At 70.2% G+C, this 17,651-nt stretch carries 18 protein-coding genes, 2 tRNA genes and 1 other RNA gene; 6 read left to right on the top strand and 15 right to left on the bottom strand.

Annotated features, from left to right (window positions below):
- Positions 1-18 precede the first annotated feature (18 nt).
- The 7 genes from AB0B68_RS00195 to AB0B68_RS00165 form a co-directional block, all read right to left on the bottom strand.
- Positions 19-1,122, bottom strand: a complete 1,104-nt coding sequence (locus AB0B68_RS00195) for an oligopeptide/dipeptide ABC transporter ATP-binding protein (RefSeq protein ID WP_357257061.1) — start codon at positions 1,120-1,122, stop codon at positions 19-21.
- A 76-nt stretch (positions 1,123-1,198) separates the two neighbouring features.
- Complete coding sequence (locus AB0B68_RS00190; RefSeq protein ID WP_357204482.1) at positions 1,199-2,209, bottom strand: ABC transporter ATP-binding protein; 1,011 nt, start codon at positions 2,207-2,209, stop codon at positions 1,199-1,201.
- Positions 2,210-2,216: 7 nt separating this feature from the next.
- On the bottom strand, positions 2,217-3,179 hold the full coding sequence (locus tag AB0B68_RS00185) for an ABC transporter permease (protein WP_357204484.1): 963 nt from the start codon (positions 3,177-3,179) through the stop codon (positions 2,217-2,219).
- On the bottom strand, positions 3,176-4,180 hold the full coding sequence (locus tag AB0B68_RS00180; RefSeq protein ID WP_357204486.1) for an ABC transporter permease: 1,005 nt from the start codon (positions 4,178-4,180) through the stop codon (positions 3,176-3,178). Before AB0B68_RS00180 ends, AB0B68_RS00185 begins: the two co-directional genes overlap by 4 nt.
- Before the next feature lie 85 nt (positions 4,181-4,265).
- The gene (locus AB0B68_RS00175) at positions 4,266-5,930 is read right to left on the bottom strand and encodes an ABC transporter substrate-binding protein (protein WP_357257057.1); all 1,665 of its coding nucleotides are present in this window, start codon (positions 5,928-5,930) and stop codon (positions 4,266-4,268) included.
- A 313-nt stretch (positions 5,931-6,243) separates the two neighbouring features.
- The gene (gene recR / locus AB0B68_RS00170; protein ID WP_357204491.1) at positions 6,244-6,837 is read right to left on the bottom strand and encodes a recombination mediator RecR; all 594 of its coding nucleotides are present in this window, start codon (positions 6,835-6,837) and stop codon (positions 6,244-6,246) included.
- 8 nt (positions 6,838-6,845) lie between these two features.
- Positions 6,846-7,154, bottom strand: a complete 309-nt coding sequence (locus AB0B68_RS00165) for a YbaB/EbfC family nucleoid-associated protein (RefSeq protein WP_007466279.1) — start codon at positions 7,152-7,154, stop codon at positions 6,846-6,848.
- Between the two features lie 201 nt (positions 7,155-7,355).
- Here AB0B68_RS00165 and AB0B68_RS00160 point away from each other — a divergent pair, with 201 nt between their 5' ends.
- Positions 7,356-8,114 (top strand): DUF998 domain-containing protein, encoded by a 759-nt coding sequence (locus AB0B68_RS00160; protein ID WP_357257053.1) that lies wholly within the window; start codon positions 7,356-7,358, stop codon positions 8,112-8,114.
- On the opposite strand, the gene AB0B68_RS00155 is transcribed toward AB0B68_RS00160, so the two are convergent.
- Together AB0B68_RS00155 and ffs are read right to left on the bottom strand one after the other, a co-directional pair.
- The gene (locus tag AB0B68_RS00155) at positions 8,092-11,280 is read right to left on the bottom strand and encodes a DNA polymerase III subunit gamma and tau (protein ID WP_357257050.1); all 3,189 of its coding nucleotides are present in this window, start codon (positions 11,278-11,280) and stop codon (positions 8,092-8,094) included. The two genes, AB0B68_RS00160 and AB0B68_RS00155, sit on opposite strands and share 23 nt — an antisense overlap.
- A 203-nt stretch (positions 11,281-11,483) precedes the next feature.
- Positions 11,484-11,573, bottom strand: an RNA gene (ffs, locus tag AB0B68_RS00150) — signal recognition particle sRNA small type.
- An 82-nt stretch (positions 11,574-11,655) separates the two neighbouring features.
- On the opposite strand from ffs, the gene AB0B68_RS00145 reads away from it, so the two are divergent.
- Positions 11,656-11,740 (top strand) — tRNA-Ser (locus AB0B68_RS00145).
- A 56-nt stretch (positions 11,741-11,796) separates the two neighbouring features.
- On the opposite strand, the gene AB0B68_RS00140 is transcribed toward AB0B68_RS00145, so the two are convergent.
- On the bottom strand, positions 11,797-12,444 hold the full coding sequence (locus tag AB0B68_RS00140; RefSeq protein ID WP_357257047.1) for a DUF1349 domain-containing protein: 648 nt from the start codon (positions 12,442-12,444) through the stop codon (positions 11,797-11,799).
- A gap of 158 nt (positions 12,445-12,602) precedes the next feature.
- Here AB0B68_RS00140 and AB0B68_RS00135 point away from each other — a divergent pair, with 158 nt between their 5' ends.
- The 3 genes from AB0B68_RS00135 to AB0B68_RS00125 all read left to right on the top strand — a co-directional run bounded on the left by AB0B68_RS00135 (position 12,603) and on the right by AB0B68_RS00125 (position 14,666).
- The gene (locus tag AB0B68_RS00135) at positions 12,603-13,157 is read left to right on the top strand and encodes a hypothetical protein (RefSeq protein ID WP_357257044.1); all 555 of its coding nucleotides are present in this window, start codon (positions 12,603-12,605) and stop codon (positions 13,155-13,157) included.
- A gap of 93 nt (positions 13,158-13,250) precedes the next feature.
- Entirely contained in the window at positions 13,251-13,745 is a 495-nt protein-coding gene (locus AB0B68_RS00130; RefSeq protein WP_357257041.1) for a hypothetical protein, read from the top strand.
- 171 nt (positions 13,746-13,916) lie between these two features.
- A complete protein-coding gene (locus AB0B68_RS00125; protein ID WP_357257038.1) occupies positions 13,917-14,666 on the top strand; it encodes an SDR family oxidoreductase in 750 nt (249 codons plus the stop codon).
- Positions 14,667-14,722: 56 nt separating this feature from the next.
- On the opposite strand, the gene AB0B68_RS00120 is transcribed toward AB0B68_RS00125, so the two are convergent.
- A tRNA-Ser gene (locus tag AB0B68_RS00120) sits at positions 14,723-14,809 on the bottom strand.
- A gap of 75 nt (positions 14,810-14,884) precedes the next feature.
- Here AB0B68_RS00120 and deoD point away from each other — a divergent pair.
- Positions 14,885-15,592, top strand: coding sequence for a purine-nucleoside phosphorylase (gene deoD, locus AB0B68_RS00115; RefSeq protein ID WP_074315244.1), 708 nt, complete (start codon positions 14,885-14,887; stop codon positions 15,590-15,592).
- A 144-nt stretch (positions 15,593-15,736) separates the two neighbouring features.
- Here deoD and AB0B68_RS00110 read toward each other — a convergent pair whose 3' ends face one another.
- The 4 genes from AB0B68_RS00110 to AB0B68_RS00095 form a co-directional block, all read right to left on the bottom strand.
- Positions 15,737-16,183, bottom strand: coding sequence for a nucleoside deaminase (locus AB0B68_RS00110; RefSeq protein ID WP_357206104.1), 447 nt, complete (start codon positions 16,181-16,183; stop codon positions 15,737-15,739).
- 145 nt (positions 16,184-16,328) lie between these two features.
- Positions 16,329-16,856 (bottom strand): tRNA adenosine deaminase-associated protein, encoded by a 528-nt coding sequence (locus AB0B68_RS00105; protein ID WP_355006056.1) that lies wholly within the window; start codon positions 16,854-16,856, stop codon positions 16,329-16,331.
- A gap of 116 nt (positions 16,857-16,972) precedes the next feature.
- The gene (locus AB0B68_RS00100; RefSeq protein WP_167362451.1) at positions 16,973-17,140 is read right to left on the bottom strand and encodes a hypothetical protein; all 168 of its coding nucleotides are present in this window, start codon (positions 17,138-17,140) and stop codon (positions 16,973-16,975) included.
- A gap of 111 nt (positions 17,141-17,251) precedes the next feature.
- A complete protein-coding gene (locus AB0B68_RS00095; protein WP_357206092.1) occupies positions 17,252-17,641 on the bottom strand; it encodes a hypothetical protein in 390 nt (129 codons plus the stop codon).
- Positions 17,642-17,651 lie beyond the last annotated feature (10 nt).

Below are 17,651 nucleotides of genomic sequence, written 5' to 3'. Positions count from 1 at the left end.
CCGGCACCGCGTCCAGTCTCAGACGTACGAGCCGGGCTCGGTGGGCGCGGAGACCACGCTCGGCGCGTCCCCCTCGCCCTCGGGTCGGACGATCTGCGCGCTGACCCCGTGCGGGCGCAGTTCGCCGCTGGCGATCTGCTCCGCGAAGTGGCAGGCCACCCGGCTGGCGCCGATGTCCCGCAGCACCGGTCGCTCGTCGGCGCAGCGGGTGGGCTGCGCCCACGGGCAGCGGGTGTGGAAGCGGCAGCCGGTCGGCGGGTTGGCCGGCGACGGCAGGTCACCGGCGAGCAGGATCCGCTCCCGGCGGTCCTCCACGTCCGGGTCCGGCACCGGCACCGCCGACATCAGCGCCCGGGTGTACGGGTGCAGCGGCTCGGTGTAGAGCCGGTCGCTCGGCGCCTCCTCCACCAGCGCGCCCAGATACATCACGCCGACAGTGTCGGAGATGTGCCGGACCACAGCGAGGTCGTGCGCGATCACCAGGTAGGTCAGCCCCAGGCTGTCCTGGAGCTCGTCCAGCAGGTTGACCACCTGGGCCTGGATCGACACGTCGAGCGCCGAGACCGGCTCGTCGGCGACGATCAGCTCCGGCCCGAGCACCAGCGCGCGGGCGATGCCGATGCGCTGCCGCTGCCCGCCAGAGAACTCGTGCGGGTAGCGGGAGAGCGCCCAGCGCGGCAGCCCGACCGCGTCAAGGGTCTCGCCGATGATCCGTCGACGGTCGGTGCGGTCGGTGCCGATCCCGTGGGTCTGGAGGCCCTCGGTCAGGATCGACTCGACGTTCTGTCGGGGGTCGAGGCTGGACATCGGATCCTGGAAGATCATCTGCATCCGGCGACGCATGCTGCGCAGCTTGCCGGACGGTAGCGTCGTCAACTCGACGCCGTCGAAGCTGACCTCACCGGCGGTCGGCGGGGTGAGCTGGAGCAGCGCCCTGCCCAACGTGGACTTGCCGCAGCCGGACTCACCCACCAGGCCGTACGTCTTGCCGCGCGCGATGCTCAGGTCGACCCCGTCGACGGCCTTCACCTGGCCGACCACCCGGTCGAAGAGCACCCCCCGCTTGATCGGGAAGTGCACCTTCAGGTCGCGCACCTCGACGAGGATGTCGTTGTCACTCACGCCAGCACTCCGCTTCGCTCCGCGCCGGCGTGAGACGCCACGCTGCTGTGCCTGATGGTTCGCTCGCTACGCTCGCTCACGCTTCCTCCTCGCGCGGGGCGGGCACCAGGCCCGGCAGCGGCTCCGGGTTGACGCACCGGTAGCTCCGTCCGTCGTGCGCGTGCACCAGCTCCGGCGGCTCACCCACACACTCGTCGATCCGGCGGGCGCAGCGCGGGGCGAAGGCGCATCCGTCCGGCCACGGCAGCAGGTCGCGGACCGAACCGGGAATCGGGTTGAGCTTCTCGCCCCGCCCGGCATCCAGGCGCGGCACCGAGCCGAGCAGACCCACTGTGTACGGGTGACGCGGCTGGCGGAACAGCGGACGACGGCGGGCCGTCTCCACCACCCGGCCCCCGTAGAGCACGTTGACGGTGTCGACCATGCCGGCCACCACGCCGAGATCGTGCGTGATCATCAGCAGTGCGGTGCCGGAGTCGCGGACCAGTTCCTTGAGCAGCTCCAGGATCTGGGCCTGGATGGTGACGTCCAGCGCGGTGGTCGGCTCGTCGGCGATCAGCAGCCGAGGCTGGCACGCCACCGCCATCGCGATGAGCGCCCGCTGGCGCATCCCACCGGAGAGCTGGTGCGGGTACTCCTTGAGCCGCCGCTTCGGGTCGGGGATGCCGACCCGGTCCAGCAGTGCCGCCGCTTCCTTCGCCGCAGCCTCGCCCTTCATCCCCCGGTGCCGGGTGAGCACCTCGGTCACCTGCAACCCGATCGGGATCACCGGGTTCAGGGAGGAGAGCGGGTCCTGGAAGATCATCGCGATGTCCCGACCCCGGATGTCCCGCCGCGACCGGTCGTCGAGCTGGAGCAGGTCGGTGCCGTCAAAGACGGCCTTGCCGCCGACCCGGAGGCCGGGCTGCTTGGGCAGCAGACCCATGATCGCGAGCGAGGTGACGCTCTTGCCACAGCCGGACTCGCCGACCAGGCCGACCACCTCACCGGCGTCGACCGAGAAGGACACCCCGTCGACCGCGTGCACGGCCCGCTGGCCGCGCCGGGCGAACGTGACGGAGAGATCTTCAACTTCGAGCAGTGCCATTGCGGGCCTACTTCCGCAGCTTCGGGTCGAGGGCCTCGCGCATCGCCTCACCCAGCAGGGTGAAGCCGAGCGCGGTGATGATGATCGCGACGGCCGGGTAGATCGCCAGTGACGGCCGGATGCCGAGGTACTGCTGCGCGTCGGCGAGCATGACCCCCCACTCCGGTACGGCGGTGTCCGGGTTGCCGAGGCCGAGGAAGGAGAGCGCTGCGGCCTCGATGATCGCGGTGGCCAGGGTCAGCGTTGCCTGCACGATCACCGGGGCGAGCGAGTTCGGCACCACGTGGGTCAGGGCGATCTTCGACTTCTTGACGCCGAGCGAGGTCGCCGCCAGCACGTAGTCGCTGTTGGCCTGGGAGATCATCGAGCCGCGCAGCAGCCGGGCGAACACCGGCACCGAGACCACGCCGACCGCGATCATGACAGTGGTCAGGCTGGCCCCGAGCAGGGCGGCGATGCTCACCGCCAGCAGCAGGCTCGGCATCGCCAGCAGCATGTCGATGAAGCGCATGAGGGTGGTGTCGATCCACCGCCCCCATCGGCCACCGAGGCCGGCCGCGGCACCGGAGATGCCACCGATCAGCGCGCCGATCGCCAGACCGATCAGGGTGGAGACCACGCCGACCAGCAGGGTCTGACGGGCGCCCACGATCATCCGACTGAACTCGTCCCGGCCCTGGTGGTCGTAGCCGAACCAGTGGTCGCCGTTCGGGCCAGGGATGACACCCGGCTTGATCAGCCCCTCCCGGATGCCGATCGTGTCCGTCGCCGCATACGGCACGAGGAACGGGCCGACCACCGCGACCAGCACGAAGAGCGCCAGGATGACGGCGCCGACGATCGCGGCCGGGTTGCCGCGCAGCCGACGGAACGCCTCCTGCCAGAGGCTGACGCCCCGCTCGTCGTCACGGGCGGCCAGTTCGGAGAGCCGGTCGATCTTTTCGCGCTTCTTGCCTGGGCTGAGTGTCATCGCACCCTCACCCTCGGGTCGATGAAGCTGTAGGAGAGATCGACCAGGAGGTTCACCAGCACGTACACCACCGCGATGATCAGGATGAAGCCCATCAGCACCGGATAGTCGCGTTGGCCGATGGCCTCGGCGACGAACGCTCCGATGCCACTGAAGGCGAAGACGGTCTCGGTCAGCACGGCGCCGGAGAGCAGGCCGCCAGCGAGCAGACCGATCGAGGTGGCCACCGGCAGCATCGCGTTGCGCAGGACGTGCCGGCGACGGACCGTCTGCTCGGTCAGGCCCTTCGCCTCGGCGGTGCGCACGAAGTCCTCGTTGAGCACCTCCAGCACGCTCGCCCGGGTGATTCGGACGATGATCGCCAGCGGGATGCTCGCCAGCGCAATGGCGGGCAGCACGAGATGCCAGAGCGCGTCGGCGGCGGCGTCCCACTCGCGGGTCATCAACCCGTCGAGGACGAAGAAGTTGGTGACCCGGGTCGCCTCGAGCGTCGGGTCCTGTCGGCCGCTGGACGGGAACCAGTGCAGGTTCTCCGAGAAGATCGCCTTGAGCATGTAGCCCAGGAAGAACACCGGGATGCAGATGCCGATCAGTGAACCGCCCACTGACGCGTGGTCCAGGAAACGGCCGCGACGGCGGGCGGCCAGGTAGCCCAGCGGGATACCGATGCCGATCGCGATGATCATCGCGGTGATGGTCAGCTCGACAGTGCCGGGGAAGCGCTCGATGAACTCCGTGGTGACCGCCCGCTTGGTGGAGGTCGAGGTGCCCAGGTCGAGCTTGATCATCCGCCGGACGAAACGGCCGTACTGCACCAGGATGGGCTCGTCGAGCCCCATGTTGCGGCGGATCGCGGCCCGCATCTCGGGGGTGCCGCGCTCGCCGAGGATGGCGGTCTCGGGGCCGCCGGGAAGTCGGCGGAGCCAGATGAAGAGCAGGAGGGAGAGCCCGAACAGCGTGGGTATCAGCTGAAGCAGGCGCCTGACGATGAACCGGAACACGGCGGCCTCGAAGGGGTGCGGAGGGTTGCGGGCGGGCGCTGTGCGACAGCGCCCGCCCGCGTTCCTTGCTGCGTCAGATCAGGACTTACTTGAACTCGGCGGTGGAGAACCGCTCGTCGGTGAGCGGGCTCGCCTTGACGCCGGTCACGTCCTTGCCGAACACGATCGCCGGCGGCGAGTGCGAGATCGGCACACCCGGCAGGAAGTCCATCACGGACTTGTTCAGGGCCTTGTACTTCTCGGTCCGGGCCGCGATGTCGGCGGTGGTGTCCGCGTCCTTGAACTGGTCGAACAGGGCCTTGTTGTTGAAGCCCCACTCGTCCTTCGGCCGGTCGAAGAAGGTGCCGATGAAGTTGTAGGCGTCGCCGTAGTCGCCGGTCCAGCCCAGGAAGTGGATGTCGTGCTTGCTACCCGAGGTGGTGGCGTTCAGGTAGTCCGGGCTCCACTTCAGCGGGATCCCCTCGACGGTGATGCCAACGGCCTTCAGGTCCGCCGAGAGCAACTCGAAGATGTCCTTCGGGTTCGGCATGTACGGCCGGGTGACCTCGGTCGGGTAGTGGAACTTCAGCGTCAGGTTCGACGCGCCGGCCTCGGCCAGCAGCGCCTTCGCCTTGGCCGGGTCGTAGGTGTACTTCGTGACGTCACCGTTCCAGCCCTCGACGGTGTCCGGCATGAAGTTGTCGGCGACCTTGGCACCCGGCGGCAGCTTGGAGGTGACCAGCTGCTGACGGTTCAGGGCGTACGCGATGGCCTGCCGGACACGGATGTCGGCGAGCTTCGGGTTGCCCTTCTGGTTCATCGCCAGGTAGAGCACGTTGAACGCCGGGCGCGTGAGCATGTTGAAGCCCTCGCTCTTCAGCGGCTCGACGTCGGCCGGGCCAACCAGGTCGTAGCCCTGGATGTCGCCGGAGCGCAGCGCCTGCTTGCGGGCGTTCTCGTCCGAGATCGTCTTGAAGATCAGGGTCTTCAGCTTGGCCTTGGCGCCGGAGTAGTCCTCGTTGCGCTCCAGGGTCAGCGTCTTGTTGGCGACGTCCCAGGCCTTGAACTTGAACGGGCCGGTGCCGGTCGGGTGCGCCGTGGCGTACGCCGGGTACTTGATGTCCTCGGCGGTGCCCGCAACGTTGCTCGCGTCGAACTCCTGCAGCGCCTTCGGGCTGTGGATGGAGAACGAGGGGAGCATCAGCGCGGCTGGGATCTTGCTGGAGACCCGGGTGAAGGCCAGGTCCACAGTGGTGGCGTCCTTGGCGGCGCAGGACTTGAAGAGGCTCGGCGGAAGCTCCGCGTCCTCGTTCTTGGCGAAGCCGCCCATGACGTCCTGCCAGTACGCGGTCACGTCGGGGCTCTGCATGAGGCCCTTGGCGTTGTACCAGCGGTTGAAGTTGACGCAGACGGCCTCGGCGTTGAAGTCGGTGCCGTCGTGGAACTTCACGCCCGAGCGGAGCTTGAAGGTCCAGGTGGTGCCGGCGGCGTCCGGGGTCCAGGACTCGGCCAGGCCGGGGGTGACCTTGGTGCCACCCTCCTCCGGTCGGACCAGGGTCTCGAAGACCTGACGCGCCACACGCAGCGACTCACCGTCGCTGGCGAAGCTCGGGTCGAGCACCTTCGGGTCTCCGGCGACGCCGAAGACGAGGGTGTCCTTCTTGCTACCACCGGATTTGTCGTCGTCGCGGTTGCTCTCGGCGCAGCCTGCTACCGCGAGGGCCGCGACCGCGATGGCCGCGATCGCGACCTTCGGCCTGGGTGCACGCATGTGTGCTTCACCTCGTCCTTGGGGGTACGGACAACGTGGTGACAGGGGTCACCGATGGCGGTGACCATAGCTCCCGATGCGTCCACCCGGAAACCGCTGAGTGGACGGTTGGTATCGGATCGTGCCTCAACCGCCGCTTGACATTCGATTCTTAGGTAAACAGCGGCAAAAACCGATCAATCTGCACCCGCGATGCCAAACTGTTACGTCGAACAGCCCCGATGAGGGCACAGGTGTCAGATCATTTCCGGGCAGAGACGCAGCGGTGGCCGGCACCCGCACGGGTGCCGGCCACCGGCCGTACGTCAGGCGATCAGACCGCGCGCCGCCCTTCGAAGGCCCGACCGAGGGTGATCTCGTCGGCGTACTCCAGATCGCCGCCGACCGGCAGCCCACTGGCAAGTCGGCTCACCGCGATGCCCATCGGCTTCACCATCAACGCCAGGTAGGTGGCTGTCGCCTCGCCCTCGGTGTTCGGGTCCGTGGCCAGGATCAACTCCCGCACCCCGCCACCACCGAGCCGGATCAGCAGCTCCCGGATGCGCAGGTTGTCCGGCCCGATCCCCTCCAGCGGATTGATCGCGCCGCCCAGCACGTGATAGCGACCGCGGAACTCACCCGTCCGCTCGACGGCCACCACGTCCTTGGGCTCCTCCACCACGCACAGCACCTCGTCGGTGCGGCGCGGGTCGCGGCAGATCCGGCACTGCTCGGACTCGGCCACGTTGTAGCAGGTGGTGCAGAACCGCACCAGCTCCTTGACCTTGCGCAGCGCGCCGGCCAGCCGGTTGACGTCGGCCGGATCCGCCGAGAGGACGTAAAACGCGATCCGCTGAGCGCTCTTCGGACCCACGCCCGGCAGCCGACCCAGCTCGTCGATCAGATCCTGGATGGCACCTTCGTACATCTGCCGGCTCAGAAACCGGGCAGGCCGAGGCCGCCCATGCCGCCGGCGACCGGGCCCATCTTGCGCTCGGTCAGCTCCCGGGCCGCCTCGGCGGCGTTGTGCACGGCCGCGACGACCAGATCCTCCAGCGTCTCCACGTCGTCCGGGTCGACGGCCTTCGGGTCGATCTTGATGGCCTTGAGCTCACCGGAGCCGGAGACCGTCGCGGTGACCAGCCCGCCGCCGGCGGTGCCGGTCAGCTCGGCCTCGGCCAGCTCGGCCTGGGCGGCGGCGATCTGCTGCTGCATCTTCTGCGCCTGCTTCAGCATCTGCTGCATGTTCGGCTGTCCACCTGGGCGCACGGGATGGCTCCTTCTCGCACTCGTCTGCTCGACCGCCGCTCAGCCTATCCGCTGGGACCGACCTCGCCCCGCCCGGTGCGTCCGCCCACGCCGAGGCTTCGGGTACGGCTACCCCTACCCCGAACCGGCCATCTGCTGGTAGTGCGCCCATACCCGTCGCACTGGTCTGCTCAAGGCATGAACCTCAACCGCACCGGCCGGGTCGGCGCACTGTGCTGGCTCGCGGCCTCGCCCGTCTTCCTCGTCGCCAGCCTGATCACCGGTCTGCGGTGGCGCGAGCCCACCTACAGCTGGGCCACCCACAACATCAGCGACCTCGGCAACGCCCACTGCGGCGTCTGGGACACCACCCGCCCCCGCTACGTCTGCTCACCGTGGCACCCGTTGATGAACACCGCGACACTGGCCACCGCCGTCCTGCTCGCCGGCGGGCTCCTGCTGACCTGGCGGGTTCTCGGCCGCGGCCCGGTGGTGCGCACTGCCCAGACACTCCTGCTGCTGGCCACCGGCGGATACGCCCTCGTGGCCCTCTACCCGGCCGACATTGACGAGAACCTGCACGTCCTCGGCGCAGTCCTGATCATGGGGATGGGCAACGTCGGCCTCCTCCTCGCCGGCTTCGCGCCACGCCGCACGACGCTCGGCAGGTGGCGCCGACTCACCCTCACCGCCGGGCTCATCGCGCTGGCCGGAACGACACTGTTCGCCGCCCAACAGGGCCTGGGGCTCGGGGTTGGCGGCATGGAACGAGTAGCGGTGCTCCCGTTCCCCCTCTGGGCCTGCGCCCTGGGAGTCCTGCTAGCCGAAACCCCCCAACCGCGCACCCCCGTCGGCGTCGATCATGGAGTTGTGGTGCCCAAGAAGAGCACTGGTGGGCGATTTGCCACCCACCACAACTCCATGATCGACGGCGTTAGCGGGCGTCGATCTCGTTGATCTTTTCGGCGCCGAAGGTCTCTCTGAGGAGGCGCACCGCCTGCTCCTCGCTGGACTCCCGGGCGGTCTTCTCGTCGATGATCTCGTCCAACGGCTCGTCGCCCGGGTCGAACCCCTCGAAGGCCGGGGTCGCCGCCGGTGCCGCGCCGCCAGGCCGGCCGCCGGCCCTCGTCGGGCCGTCGAAGTCCGGGTCGTAGGGGGGCTCGCCGGCCCATTCGGCGTCCGCGACGGGCCGGGCTGCCGCTCCGGTACGCGCACCGCGCCCCGCCGCCGCCGCGCGAGCCGCGGCGATGGCGCTGCTCACCGGCGCACCACCGGCTGTCGCCGGCTGCCGGGCCGCCGGTGTCGGGTTACCCCGCCCACCCGGCTTACCGCCACCGGCCGCCGCCCCGGGCCCACCCGAACCACCGGGTCCGCTGCCGTTCGCGCCACCGCCGTTCGCGCCACCGCCGTTCGGGCCGCTGCCGTTGGTGCCGCTGCCATTCCCGGCGTTCCCGTACCCGGTGCTGCCGTTCGCGCCGGTCGACGCCGGTGCGGAGTGAGGGCTCGACTCGTTTCCAGCGGACGCGCCGCCAGGTCGGGCGGCCTCCGGCCAGTCCTCGTCATCAGTAGCCTCGGCGGCGAGGCCACCACCACCTGGGCGGGCCGCCTCCGGCCAGTCGCCGTCGTCGTCCGCCGCCGGGGCGGACGACGCTGCGCCCCGCCCACCAGCACCGTGACCACCAGCACCGTGACCAGTGGAACCCGCACCGACACCGGCACGCGAGGCCGAGCCGGCAGCGCCGCTCGGGTTCGCGGCGGTCGGCGAGTCGTTCGTCGGCCCGGCGGTCGGGGCGTTGGGTGGCCCACTTCCAGGCCCGGCGGGATTCGCACCTGGCGCTGCGTTCGAGCCTGACCCAGCGGTCGAGCCAGGCGCGTCATTCGAGCCGGGCGCGGCGCTGAAGCCATGCGCCGCGCTCGAACTTGGCGCAGCGGTCGAGCCAGATGTGTTCGACCCTGACGCTGCATTCGAGCCGAGCGCGGCATTCGAGCCAGGCGCAGTGTTCGAGCCGGGGTTCGAGCCGGGCGCGGGGTTCGAGCCAGGCGGGGGGTTCGAGCCATACGCGGGGTTCGAACCAGGCGCGGCGTTCACGCCAGGGGCAGCAGGCGAGCCAGGCGCGGCGCTCGAACCAGGCGCGGCATTCGAGCCGGGTGCGTCATTCAAGCCAGGCGCGCTCGTCGGGCCTGCGGCAGTCGGGTTCGCGGCGGCGGGCGCGTCGGACGGGGTTGGCGGCGCGGCGGGTCGGGGCGGTGCGGTCTGCGGTGCGCGCGACGAGCCGGACAGCGACACGCCACCGCGCTCGCCGGCCACCTCGCACCGGATCTGCCAGCGCCCGCCCAACTCCTCGTAGAGCGCGTCGGTGAGCACCGCCGCGTGGTCGGCCATCATCTTGGCCAGCACTGTGGACTTCACCGTCAGCACCAGCGTGTCGCCGTCGAGTTCGCGGACCACCGCGTCGCGCATCAGGGCGGCGATCCGCTTGTTGGTCCGGTTGACCTTGCCGACCACGTCGGGCCAGACGCGGCGGACCGCTACCGCGTCCAGCGCGGCGGCCGGTGCTCCGGGTCGGGGCGGCGCGGGCGTGGCCGGGTCGGGAAGCACCGCCGACGGTGGCACCACGCGACGCGGGGCCGGGCCGGCGGGCGAGACGGGTACGGCCTGGTCAGCGGTTGCCGGACCGGTCGACGCGCCGGGCGAGGCCGGGATCGGCGAGTCGGCCGGCGAGACGTACGAGGCCGGTGTGCCGGAGGTCGGAGCGGGTGCCTCGGTGACCGGAGCAGCCGGGGCGGGAGCGCTCTGGGCCGGGGACGCCGCCGGGTCGACGTCCCACGGCGGTGCCGAGGTGGGGGCGTTCGCGGGTGCCGGGGCGGCGGCAGCCGGGACCGGGGTGGCTGGCTGTGGGCGTACCCCTGGGTGGTTGGTTGGCGCGGAGCCGGCGGCGGCCGACGGCGCGTCGCCGCCGCCCACTGTGAGCCGGCGTTCCATCCGTTCCAGGCGCTGGAGCAGGCCGCCGGTGGAGTCGTCCGCGCCGGGCAGCAACATCCGGGCGCAGATCAGCTCCAGCAGCAGGCGGGGCGCTGTGGTGCCGCGCATCTCGACCAGGCCGTTGTGCACGATGTCGGCGCAGCGGGAGAGCGTTGCCGAGCCGAGCTGCGAGGCCTGGGCTGCCATCCGCTCGATCTGGTCGGCCGGGCCGTCGATCAGACCCTTCGCGGCGGCGTCCGGCACCTGCTGGATCACGATCAGGTCGCGCAGCCGTTCCAGCAGGTCGGAGGCGAACCGGCGCATGTCGTGCCCGGCCTCGGCGACCCGGTCGACGGTGGCGTACGCGGCCGCGCCGTCACCGGCGGCCAGCGCGTCGCACATCTCGTCGATCAGCGCCGAGTCGGTGACGCCGAGCAGCGCGACGGCCCGGGCGTAGCTGACTCCCTCCGCGCCGGCGCCGGCGATGAGCTGGTCGAGTACGGAGAGGCTGTCCCGCATGCTGCCGCCACCGGCGCGGACCACCAGCGGAAAGACCGCCGGCTCGACGGCGACGCCCTCGGCCTGGGTGAGCTGTTCCAGGTACGGGCGGACCACCTTCGGCGGAAACAGCCGGAACGGGTAGTGGTGGGTACGCGACCGGATCGTGCCGAGGACCTTCTCCGGCTCGGTGGTGGCGAAGATGAACTTGACGTACTCCGGGGGCTCCTCGACCAGCTTGAGCAGGGCGTTGAAGCCCTGGGTCGAGACCATGTGCGCCTCGTCGATGATGTAGATCTTGAAGCGGCTGCTGGCCGGCGCGAAGAAGGCGCGCTCGCGCAGCTCGCGGGCGTCGTCGACACCGCCGTGGCTGGCCGCGTCGATCTCGATCACGTCGATCGAGCCGGCGCCGTCGGCGGCCAACGAGCGGCAGGAGTCACACTTGCCGCACGGCTCGGGCGTGGGGCCCTGCTCACAGTTGAGCGAGCGGGCCATGATCCGGGCGCTGGTGGTCTTGCCGCAGCCTCGGGGGCCGGAGAAGAGGTAGGCGTGGTTGAGCCGTCCGCTGCGCAGCGCCTGCGACAGCGGCTCGGTCACGTGCTCCTGACCGATGACCTCAGCGAAGGTACGCGGCCGGTACTTGCGGTAGAGCGCCAGCGTCACTCGTCCCGCCTCCTCTCGACCGAGCCATTCTGCGCCGGTCGGGCGCGGGTGACCACCCACCACCCCGGGCGCCTGGGGCTTCAGCCTTGATCGACCGGGCCACCAGGGCTTGATCGACTCGGCTTCCTGGAAACCGCGGTGTCCGCATGGCCGGGACACCGCGACATCAGGGATGCCGAGTGGATCAACCGGCCCACAGACAAAAAGGCCTCCCGTGCACCCGGCAGAGCTCGCTTATCCTTGCTGCCTTCCGGCCCTGGGGAGGTTCACGAGATACCGCCGCACGGGAGGTGACGCCCAGCCTACCCGACCGCCTGTCGATCTTCAGGGGGTGGTGGGGTGGCCCGGCCGACACGGGCCTGTATCCTGGCTCGCGGAGGATTCGCCTAGAGGCCTAGGGCGCACGCTTGGAAAGCGTGTTGGGTTTACACCCTCACGAGTTCGAATCTCGTATCCTCCGCTCGCGTGAGCAGCACCAACGACAGGGCCGGCCCTAACGGGACCGGCCCTGAATCGTCAGGAGCCGTCGCGGAGATCCCCCAGACGATCTGCCCGGAACGTGATCTCGTCGAAGGTCACGCTGCACCCCTGACCGGTCGGAGACTGGCCCGCGAAGCCGATCCGGTCGCGAGACGCGTCGGGGTCGAGGAGGAAGACGCGGATCAGCTGCCAGGTCTCACCGTCGACCGAGGCGTGGTACGCGTAGACCCCGTCGACCCGGGAGACCCGCAGCCACACCGACCGGTCGGGTACGACGAAGGCGTTCGCGTCGTCGGCGACGCCTCGGCAGATGACCGACACGATCATCGGGTCGCCCGCCGGGGAGAACTCGAAGCACAGCTTGGCCCAGCGCCGCTCGTCGAGCCACAGCAGGAGCACACCGGCATCGAAGGTGGCGGCGAAGTCCACGCTGACCCGGGCGCTGAACTGGAAGTCCCCCGTCGGCAGGTCCCCGAGCAGCGTCGCGGCGTTGAGCGTCGACTCGGCGCTGACCGTGGTGGTTCCGGCCGCGTCGGCGGCACCGGTGCTGGGGTCGATGAAGATGTCCGTGAGCGGCTGCGCCTCGACCGCCACGGTGCCGGCCGCCTCGTCGACCCGCCACAGCTCGGCCGACGAGGGCACGAGCGGGAACGGCACACCGGGAACGCTCAGTTGACTGACCATGGCCAGGACCGTACAACGGTCGCCCTGCTCGCCGATGCCCACTGATCGAGCAGGGCCCGGCACGTCCACCCTCCGGCCGGTACCGTCCCAGGCACCGACGGCGGGGAGCCCCGTCGTACACATGTTCTATCCACAGGCTGTGGACGACCGGAGGTTCCATGGCTTACCAGCTCAGCGCGGTGGTCGCGGACGTTGAGCTGCTCCGCGAGCAGACCGCCGAGCTGGATCACGCGGTCCTCGGCGGGCTGCGCCAGGACTTCGCGTTGCTGCCGGTCACCCCGCAGTTGGTGATCGAGCTGACCGGGTCGTTGCCGGATTTCGCCACTGACGACCGGAGCGCCGCGCGTCCGTTCGGCCTGGTGTTGTCGACGGCGCTGGTCGAGGTGCTGACCCGCTGGTCACAGTCGGGGCCGGTGGCCTATCTGGAGGCGGAGTTCGGTGGTGGGGTCGGCTACCAGTCGGCAGCGGTGTGGTTGGGCGGGGCACTGTCCTGGGGCCCGTGCTTCGACGACGAGTTGAGCGCGCCGCGCGAGCAGTGGCCGATCAACGGCGCGCTCAGCCAGCTCGGCGTGGAGCCCGGCACCTGGATCGACAGGTTCGCCGAACTGGGGTTGCACCTGGAGCGGAGCACCGAGGGCTGGCTGGCGCACGGGCGGCGTCGACTCAGCGCCGACTACTGGGACGAGCTGGTCGAACAGTGGGAAAACCAGTAATCCGGCGTTCGGCAGCAACCTGAACGCTCCCGTTCCGTTGGGGGACTGGGGGATTCCATGAAATTGCGACAATTTGCGTTTATCGCCGCACTGATGACGGCTGCCTCGATCGCGGGCAGCGGCGTACCGCCTACCAAGTCGATTCCGAACGGCCGGCCCGCCGGCAACGTGGAGATCATCGACCTGAACGGCCTCAGCAACATCGAGTTCGGTGCCACCGAGGACGAGCTGACCCGACGCGGCATCCTGCGTACCAGCCTGGACGCCTGCGGGCCGATGCTCGCTGGCCACGACACGGTCAGCCCGGTCTTCGTGGAAGACAAACTCGTGCTGCTCTGGGTCGGCGACCCGATGCGGACACCGGAGGGCATAACGGCGGGCTCGCCCGTCGACGAGGTCTGGGACCGCTACCCGGAGGTCAGCCGGCTACGCGCTCCACAGGGGACACACCGACTCGACGGGTTACTCGCCCGCAGCGGCGACCGCGCGTACCTGTTCCTGCACGACGGGCGCACTGTCCGAAAAACCATAGCCGGGTACGCGGACTGGGCCCGCCGCCTCTTCAACGAGGGGGCCGGCCCGTGCTGAACAGCTCATCTCCCCTTCTTGGCACATCCTACCGGCGATAAAAGACCGATCGGTACAGAAATTTGTGGACCCCGTCGGCGGTTGCTACGGTCGGATACGTACCGCTCGGTACAGAACCACAGGAGGCCCGGCCGGCCGCACAACACCACACCCCGACAGAGGAGATCCATCGTGGGACAGCTCGACGGCAAGACCGCCCTCGTCACCGGGGGCACCACGGGCATCGGCCTGGCCGCCGCCCGCCGCTTCGCCGCCGAAGGCGCGTACGTCTTCGTCACCGGCCGCCGCAAGGGCCCGGTGGACGAGGCCGTCGCCAGCATCGGCGCGAACGTCACCGGCATCGCCAGCGATGTCAGCAAGCTCGACGACCTGGACCGGGTGATGCGGGCGATCGAGGAACGGGGCGCCGGGCTGGACGTGGTGTTCGCCAACGCCGGCGGCGGAGAGTTCCGGTCGCTCGAATCGATCACGGTCGAGCACGTGGCCAGCACCTTCGACACCAACATCTACGGCACCATCTTCACCGTGCAGAAGGCCCTGCCCCTGCTCAACGAGGGCGCGTCGATCGTGCTCACCGGCTCGACAGCCGCGAGCAACGGCACGCCCGCGTTCAGCGTCTACGCGGCGTCCAAGGCGGCCATCCGCTCGTTCGGCCGCACCTGGGCCGCCGAGCTGATCGGCCGGAAGATCCGGGTCAACACCCTGGTGCCCGGCTCGACCGAGACCCCCGGGCTCGCCGGCCTCGCATCCAGCCCCGCCGAGGCCCCCGGGCTGCTGAAGACCATCGCCTCGGGCGTACCCATGCAGCGCATGGCACACCCGGACGAGATCGCCAACGCCGCGCTCTTCCTCGCCTCCGACCAGAGCAGCTTCATGACCGGCGGCGAGTTGTTCGTCGACGGCGGCGAGCAGCAGCTCTGACGCGAGAACGCCCGGTCGATCCTCGCGGATCAACCGGGCGTTCCTGCACTACAGAGCGGTGGCGGAGGGATTTGAACCCTCGGAGGGCGTTAACCCTCACACGCTTTCGAGGCGTGCTCCTTAGGCCGCTCGGACACGCCACCGCCGACGAGGGTACAGGACCGCCGGTTCCGACGCCGAACCGGTATCGCCCGGGCCGGCCTGGCAGGATCTTTGCCATGAGTACGCACATCGGCGCGAAGCCGGGCGAGATCGCCGAGCGGGTCCTGATGCCGGGTGACCCCCTGCGGGCCAAGTGGATCGCGGAGACCTACCTCGAGGGCGCTACCTGCTACTCGACGGTTCGGGGCATGCTGGGTTTCACCGGCCGCTGGAACGGCGTCGAGGTTTCCGTCCAGGGCTCCGGCATGGGCATGCCGTCAGCCTCCATCTACGCCCACGAGCTGATCAACGAGTACGGCGTGAAGACGCTGATCCGGGTCGGCTCCTGTGGTGCCCTCAGCACCGACCTGCAACTGCGGGACGTGGTGGCCGCGATCGGGTCGTCCACCGACTCGAACATGAACCGGATGCGCTTCGACGGGCTGATCGACTACGCCCCGGTGGCCGACTTCGGGCTGCTGCGTACGTCGGTCGAGGTGGCCGAGCGGCGTGGCATCACCATGCACGTGGGGCCGATCCTGGCGGCGGACGCCTTCTACACCGACCGGCCGGACCTGTACGACACCCTCGCCGACTACGGCGTGCTGGCGGTGGAGATGGAGTCGGCGGCGCTCTACACGATCGCCGCCCGGTTCAAGGCCCGCGCGCTGACCGTGTTGACCGTCAGCGACCACATCAAGACCGGTGAGAAGACCACCTCGGAAGAGCGCGAGCAGACCTTCAGCCAGATGGTCGAGATCGCCCTCGACACGATCATCGCCTGACCTGTTCGGGCGGCAATGCCGCGAAGAGCGTGATGACTGTGAGGCATCAAGATGACTCACAGTCATCACGCTCTTTCGCATCAGACCGCCGGGGCGCAGAACGTCAGACGGCGGCCAGTGCCTTCAGACGGCTGCCAGCGCCTCTCAGCGGAAGAACGCGCGCAGGACGCTGGCGGTCTCGGCCTCCAGCACCCCGCCGTAGACCTCGGGTCTGTGGTTGAGCCGGCGGTCCCGCAGCACGTCCCAGAGCGATCCGGCCGCGCCGGTCTTGGGCTCCCAGGCACCGAACACGACTGTGGAGACCCGGGCCAGTACCAGCGCCCCGGCGCACATGGTGCACGGTTCGAGGGTGACCACCAGGGTGCAGCCGTCCAGCCGCCACCGACCGGTGCGCTCGGCGCCCCGGCGCAGGGCCAGCACCTCGGCGTGGGCGGTGGGGTCACCGGTCAGCTCGCGCTCGTTGCGTCCGGTGGCCAATTCGGCGCCGTCCGGCCCGTAGAGCACCGCCCCCACCGGCACGTCGTCGACGTCGGTGCTGACCGTGTCGTCGACGGGTGGACCGGCGACGGCCACCTCCAGGGCACGGCGCATCCACAGCTCGTGCCGCTGTCGTCGGCCGACCTCGCCCAGGTCGGCCAGGCCCTCGTGCGCGCCGGGCCCGGCGCGGCGCACCGCGCCGGGGGTCGGCTGGCCCGGTCGGATCGACTCCAGCGACGGATCGGTGGCGTCGGCCGGCTCAGACCTCACGCAGCTCCTCGACCTCGTCGGCGCAGCCGAGCACCTGGCAGATCTCGACTGTGACGTCCGCCGGCATCATCCCCTCGTGGGTGCAGAGGGTCAGCAGCTTCTGCGCGGAGATGCCCAGGTTGGCCAGCAGGTCGGCGTCGCCGACCGGATCGGCCTCCGGGTCGACGACGGGCTGCTCGGTCTCCTCGTCACCGGTGCTCACCGGGCGTGGCTCGTCGTCGCCGTCGAGCCCCGTGACCGAGGTCTTCAGGTCACCGACCAGCAGCGACCCGAGCTGCGACTCCTCCGCGTACGCGGAGTCCGAACCGAAGACCCGCAGGTCCTCGCCCTCGTCGAGGCGCAGGATCACCAGGTAGGCGTCGTCGGCCTCGACGAAGAGCAGCGACACGTCGGCCTCCAGGTCGACGTCACGCAGCCGGTCGGCAACCTCGTCGATGTCGGTGGCGCCACGCAGGCTGACCTCGGCGGCGGTCCAGCCACTGTCGTCGCGCACCACGGCCGCAGCGAAGTACGACACGGTCCCCCCAATAGCCTCGACACAGCGTCGACTCGTTACGCGTGCACGTTAGCCGGTCGGGTCGGCGGGCGACCCGTCAACGCCCCGAAGGGCGGGTCATTCCTGACAAAGTCGGATCAGCCGACGACTCGACGGCGGGTGGCGATGAGCTGGCGCAGACGCTCGGTGCGCTGCCGCTGCGGTCGGCTGCGCTGGCGGACCGCCCGGGCGCCCGCCAACTCGGCCAGCAACTGCAGTCGACGGCGATTGCGATCGGGATCCTGCCGGGGAGTGGTCCAGGCCATAGTTGCGAGCGTGCCGAGTCTCGGCGGCCACGTCAAGACGGCGTTCGCTACGCAGCCAACCGGGCACACGGTGCAGTCACCGAGCACCGTTTCGGGGCCCGTCCGCGCCGGTCACCACAGCGGCCAGTCACCACTGGTGGCCCAGCGGACCGCCACCACCGCGGCGGCGATGCTCCACCCACCCGCCGTGACGATGGCGACCCCGGTGGCCACCCCTCGGTCGCCAAAGCGCACCAGCACCAGGGCGGTGGCCCAGGCCAGCAGGCCGGCGAACACCGTCCACCACGCGTAGCTGGCCACGTCGGTACCGAGCAGGCCGAACAGCAGCAGCCAACCGGCCGCCACGCCGCCTCCGGCGGCGACACCAGCGCCGGTGACCGGGTGCGGCTCGCGGTAGGTGGGCCGTGGCGGTGGCCCGGAGGGGAAGAGACCCGACGGGGTACGCGGAACCGGGCGGGCGGCGCCGAAATCCGGGCCAGGTTCGGGTCGGGCAATGGTCACCGTCGCTGCC

It is taken from the genome of Micromonospora sp. NPDC049049 (assembly GCF_040649115.1).
Classification (GTDB): Bacteria; Actinomycetota; Actinomycetes; order Mycobacteriales; family Micromonosporaceae; genus Micromonospora.
The sequence above is the reverse complement of the archived record's forward strand: the minus strand, read 5'-3'. Positions and strand labels throughout refer to the sequence as shown.

Bases quoted from the DNA above. Each gene is read 5' to 3' on its own strand.
- AB0B68_RS00130 (WP_357257041.1), top strand. From the start codon at position 13,251: ATGACGGCTGCCTCGATCGCGGGCAGCGGCGTACCGCCTACCAAGTCG.
- deoD (WP_074315244.1), top strand. From the start codon at position 14,885: ATGAGTACGCACATCGGCGCGAAGCCGGGCGAGATCGCCGAGCGGGTC.
- AB0B68_RS00110 (WP_357206104.1), bottom strand. From the start codon at position 16,183: ATGCGCCGTGCCCTGGAGGTGGCCGTCGCCGGTCCACCCGTCGACGAC.
- AB0B68_RS00175 (WP_357257057.1), bottom strand. From the start codon at position 5,930: ATGCGTGCACCCAGGCCGAAGGTCGCGATCGCGGCCATCGCGGTCGCG.
- AB0B68_RS00140 (WP_357257047.1), bottom strand. From the start codon at position 12,444: ATGGTCAGTCAACTGAGCGTTCCCGGTGTGCCGTTCCCGCTCGTGCCC.
- AB0B68_RS00160 (WP_357257053.1), top strand. From the start codon at position 7,356: ATGAACCTCAACCGCACCGGCCGGGTCGGCGCACTGTGCTGGCTCGCG.
- AB0B68_RS00190 (WP_357204482.1), bottom strand. From the start codon at position 2,209: ATGGCACTGCTCGAAGTTGAAGATCTCTCCGTCACGTTCGCCCGGCGC.
- AB0B68_RS00185 (WP_357204484.1), bottom strand. From the start codon at position 3,179: ATGACACTCAGCCCAGGCAAGAAGCGCGAAAAGATCGACCGGCTCTCC.
- AB0B68_RS00135 (WP_357257044.1), top strand. From the start codon at position 12,603: ATGGCTTACCAGCTCAGCGCGGTGGTCGCGGACGTTGAGCTGCTCCGC.
- recR (WP_357204491.1), bottom strand. From the start codon at position 6,837: ATGTACGAAGGTGCCATCCAGGATCTGATCGACGAGCTGGGTCGGCTG.
- AB0B68_RS00100 (WP_167362451.1), bottom strand. From the start codon at position 17,140: ATGGCCTGGACCACTCCCCGGCAGGATCCCGATCGCAATCGCCGTCGA.
- AB0B68_RS00165 (WP_007466279.1), bottom strand. From the start codon at position 7,154: ATGCAGCAGATGCTGAAGCAGGCGCAGAAGATGCAGCAGCAGATCGCC.